This is a genomic window from Streptomyces tanashiensis, from assembly GCF_014648895.1.
Taxonomy (GTDB): domain Bacteria; phylum Actinomycetota; class Actinomycetes; order Streptomycetales; family Streptomycetaceae; genus Streptomyces; species Streptomyces tanashiensis.
This window is the reverse complement of sequence record NZ_BMRZ01000046.1, coordinates 1-4,320: the sequence shown is the minus strand read 5'-3', so window position 1 is coordinate 4,320 and position 4,320 is coordinate 1. Positions and strand designations below refer to the sequence as shown.

4 protein-coding genes are annotated in these 4,320 nt (G+C 72.3%); all 4 read left to right on the top strand.

Annotated elements, in window-relative coordinates:
• On the top strand, positions 1–1,017 hold a 1,017-nt coding region (locus tag IE237_RS40335; protein WP_308433169.1), incomplete at its 5' end, for an acyl-CoA carboxylase subunit beta.
• A gap of 14 nt (positions 1,018–1,031) precedes the next feature.
• Positions 1,032–2,966 carry an ATP-binding protein gene (locus IE237_RS40330; RefSeq protein WP_189807200.1) on the top strand — a complete coding sequence of 645 codons (1,935 nt, stop codon included), beginning with the start codon at positions 1,032–1,034 and terminating at the stop codon, positions 2,964–2,966.
• The gene (locus IE237_RS40325) at positions 2,963–3,892 is read left to right on the top strand and encodes a hydroxymethylglutaryl-CoA lyase (protein ID WP_189807199.1); all 930 of its coding nucleotides are present in this window, start codon (positions 2,963–2,965) and stop codon (positions 3,890–3,892) included. The genes IE237_RS40330 and IE237_RS40325 overlap by 4 nt, the downstream gene beginning before the upstream one ends.
• A gap of 8 nt (positions 3,893–3,900) precedes the next feature.
• Positions 3,901–4,320, top strand: a 420-nt coding sequence (locus IE237_RS40320; protein WP_189807198.1) for an acyl-CoA dehydrogenase family protein, incomplete at its 3' end; no start/stop codon positions are given.

Here is a 4,320-nt window from a genome sequence, read left to right as displayed (position 1 = left end):
GTCCCGGCGATGAGCGACGAGGCCGTGATCGTACGGAACCAGGGCACGATCTTCCTGGGTGGTCCGCCGTTGGTGAAGGCGGCGACCGGCGAGGTCGTCACGGCGGAGGAGCTGGGCGGCGGTGAGGTCCACTCGCGGATCTCCGGTGTCACCGACCATCTGGCCGAGGACGACGCGCACGCGCTGCGGATCGTCCGCAACATCGTCGCCACGCTCCCCGAGCGCGGCCCGCTGCCCTGGTCGGTCGAGCCGGCCGAGGAGCCGAAGGTCGACCCGGCCGGGCTCTACGGCGCGGTGCCGGTGGACTCCCGCACCCCGTACGACGTGCGTGAGGTGATCGCCCGGGTCGTGGACGGCTCCCGCTTCCAGGAGTTCAAGTCCGAGTACGGGCAGACGCTGATCACGGGCTTCGCCCGGATCCACGGTCATCCGGTGGGCATCGTCGCCAACAACGGCATCCTGTTCGCCGAATCCGCCCAGAAGGGCGCGCACTTCATCGAGCTGTGCGACCAGCGCGGGATCCCGCTCGTCTTCCTCCAGAACATCACCGGCTTCATGGTCGGCAAGGCGTACGAGCACGGCGGCATCGCCAAGCACGGCGCGAAGATGGTCACGGCCGTCGCCACCACCCGGGTCCCGAAGCTGACCGTCGTCGTCGGCGGTTCGTACGGCGCGGGCAACTACTCGATGTGCGGCCGCGCGTACTCCCCCCGCTTCCTGTGGATGTGGCCCAACGCCAAGATCTCCGTCATGGGCGGCGAGCAGGCCGCCTCCGTCCTCGCGACGGTCAAGCGGGACCAGCTCGGCGACGACTGGAGCGCGGCGGACGAGGAGGCCTTCAAGGCTCCGATCCGCGAGCAGTACGAGACCCAGGGCAGCGCCTACTACGCGTCGGCCCGGCTGTGGGACGACGGGGTCATCGACCCGCTGGAGACCCGGCAGGTCCTCGGACTGGCCCTGACCGCCTGTGCCAACGCGCCCCTGGGTGACCCCCAGTTCGGCGTCTTCCGGATGTGAAGGGCCCTCAGGAGATGCACAGCATGTTCGACACCGTCCTCGTGGCCAACCGGGGCGAGATCGCCGTCCGCGTCATCCGCACCCTGCGGGCGCTCGGCGTGCGCTCGGTGGCCGTCTACAGCGACGCGGACGCCGACGCCCGGCACGTCCGTGAGGCGGACACGGCGGTACGGATCGGTCCGCCGCCGGCCGCCGAGTCCTATCTGTCGGTCCCGGCCCTCCTCGACGCCGCCGCCCGCACCGGGGCGCAGGCCGTGCACCCGGGCTACGGCTTCCTCGCGGAGAACGCCGCCTTCGCGCGGGCCTGCGCCGACGCCGGTCTGGTCTTCATCGGCCCGACCGCCGAGGCGATCTCCCTGATGGGCGACAAGATCCGGGCGAAGGAGACCGTGAAGACGGCGGGCGTGCCCGTCGTCCCCGGCGCCGCCGATCCCGAACTGGTCGAGGCGGCCCGCGAACTGGGCGCGCCCGTCCTGCTCAAGCCGTCCGCCGGCGGCGGCGGCAAGGGCATGCGGCTCGTCCGGGACCTGTCGGTCCTGGAGGAGGAGATCGCGGCGGCCCGCCGTGAGGCGCGCGCCTCGTTCGGCGACGACACGCTGCTCGTGGAGCGGTGGATCGACCGGCCCCGGCACATCGAGATCCAGGTCCTCGCCGACACCCACGGGAACGTGGTGCACCTCGGCGAGCGCGAGTGCTCGCTCCAGCGCCGCCACCAGAAGATCATCGAGGAGGCGCCGAGCGTCCTCCTCACGCCCGAGATCCGCGCCGCCATGGGCGCGGCGGCGGTCGAGGCGGCGCGGTCCTGCGGCTATGTGGGCGCGGGCACGGTCGAGTTCATCGTGCCGGGCGTCGACCCGTCGGCGTACTACTTCATGGAGATGAACACCCGTCTCCAGGTCGAGCACCCGGTGACCGAGCTGATCACCGGCATCGACCTGGTGGAGTGGCAGCTGCGGGTGGCCTCCGGCGAGCCGCTCCCCTTCGCGCAGGACGACATCCGTCTCGACGGCTGGGCGATCGAGGCCCGCATCTGCGCGGAGGACCCCTCACGGGGCTTCCTCCCCTCGGGCGGCACGGTCCTCGCGCTGAACGAGCCGCAGGGCGAAGGCGTCCGCACGGACTCGGGTCTGTCGCAGGGCACGGAGGTCTCGTCCCTCTACGACCCGATGCTGTCGAAGGTCATCGTCCACGCGAAGGACCGCCCGACGGCCCTCCGCAAGCTGCGCGCGGCGCTCGCGGAGACGGTCACCCTCGGCGTCCCGACGAACGCGGGCTTCCTGCGCCGCCTCCTGGCCCACGAGGACGTGATCGCGGGCGACCTCGACACGGGTCTGGTGGAGCGGGACGCGGAGAGCCTGGTCCCGCAGGGCGTCCCCGACGAGGTGTACGCGGCCGCGGCTGCCGTACGGCTCGCCGGGCTGGCCCCGGAGCCCCGGGAGGGCTGGACGGACCCGTTCTCGGTGCCGAACGGCTTCCGGCTCGGCGGTGCGCCCAAGCGGCTCGCCTTCCCCTTCCGCGTGCCGGGGCTCGAACCCGTCACGGTCGACGCCCCCGCCGGGGCGCGGGTCACGGACACCGCGGTGACCGTGACGCTGGACGGGATCACCCATCACTTCCGGCGCGCCGGCTCCTGGCTGGGCCGCGACGGCGACTCCTGGCACGTGCTCGACCACGACCCCGTCGAGGCCGCGCTCAGCGGGGCGAGGCACGGTGGGGCCGACACGCTCGCCGCGCCCATGCCCGGCACGGTCACCGTCGTCAAGGTGGCCGTCGGGGACGAGGTCGAGGCCGGACAGAGCCTGCTCGTCGTCGAGGCCATGAAGATGGAGCACGTCATCTCCGCCCCGCACGCCGGCACCGTCACCGAACTCGACGTCACACCCGGCACCACCGTCGCCATGGACCAGATCCTGGCCGTGGTGACGCCTCGCGAGGAGGACGCGGAATGAGTCTGCCCATGACCGTCCCCGACCCCGCGCTGCCCGCCCGGGTCCGGATCCACGAGGTCGGTGCCCGGGACGGGCTGCAGAACGAGAAGACGGCCGTCCCGACCGAGGTGAAGGCCGAGTTCGTGCGGCGGCTCGCCGCCGCCGGGCTCGGCACGATCGAGGCGACCAGCTTCGTGCACCCGAAGTGGGTGCCCCAGCTCGCCGACGCGGAGGAGCTGTTCCCGCTCGTGCGGGACCTCCCTGTCCGGCTCCCGGTGCTCGTGCCGAACGAGCGGGGGCTCGACCGGGCCCTCGCCCTCGGCGCCCGTGAGGTCGCCGTGTTCGCCTCGGCGACGGAGTCCTTCGCGAAGGCCAACCTGAACCGGACCGTCGACGAGGCGCTGGCGATGTTCGCGCCGACCGTCACCCGGGCCATAGAGGCCGGTCTGAAGGTGCGCGGCTACCTCTCGATGTGTTTCGGCGACCCCTGGGAGGGCGCCGTCCCCGTCGAGCAGGTCGTGCGGGTCACGAAGGCCCTCGCCGACATGGGCTGCGACGAGCTGAGCCTCGGGGACACGATCGGCGTCGCCACCCCGGGGCATGTCCAGGCCCTCCTGACGGGCCTGAACGAGGCCGGTGTGCCCACCTCCCGTCTCGCCGTGCACTTCCACGACACGTACGGACAGGCCCTGTCCAACACCCTGGCGGCCCTGCGCCACGGGGTGACCACGGTCGACGCCTCCGCCGGCGGCCTCGGCGGCTGCCCGTACGCGAAGAGCGCGACCGGCAATCTCGCCACCGAGGATCTCGTGTGGATGCTCGACGGTCTCGGCATCGAGACCGGCGTCGATCTGGCCGCCCTCACCGCCACGAGCGTGTGGATGGCCGAACAGCTGGGCCGGCCCAGCCCTTCCCGCACCGTCCGCGCCCTCTCCCACAAGGAGTGACGAAAGACATGTCCCTCGACCACCGGCTCTCCGCAGAGCACGAGGAACTCCGCCGTACCGTCGAGGCGTTCGCGCACGACGTGGTCGCGCCGAAGATCGGCGACCTCTACGAGCGGCACGAGTTCCCTTACGAGATCGTCCGCGAGATGGGCCGCATGGGCCTGTTCGGCCTGCCGTTCCCCGAGGAGTACGGCGGCATGGGCGGCGACTACCTGGCGCTCGGGATCGCCCTGGAGGAGCTGGCCCGCGTCGACTCCTCCGTGGCCATCACCCTGGAGGCGGGCGTCTCGCTGGGCGCGATGCCGGTCTTCCGTTTCGGCACGGAGGAGCAGAAGCGGGAGTGGCTGCCGCGGCTGTGTGCCGGTGAGATGCTCGGCGCGTTCGGCCTGACCGAGCCGGGCGCCGGTTCCGACGCGGGAGGCACGCGG

Bases quoted from the DNA above. Each gene is read 5' to 3' on its own strand.
- IE237_RS40330 (WP_189807200.1), top strand. From the start codon at position 1,032: ATGCACAGCATGTTCGACACCGTCCTCGTGGCCAACCGGGGCGAGATC.
- IE237_RS40325 (WP_189807199.1), top strand. From the start codon at position 2,963: ATGAGTCTGCCCATGACCGTCCCCGACCCCGCGCTGCCCGCCCGGGTC.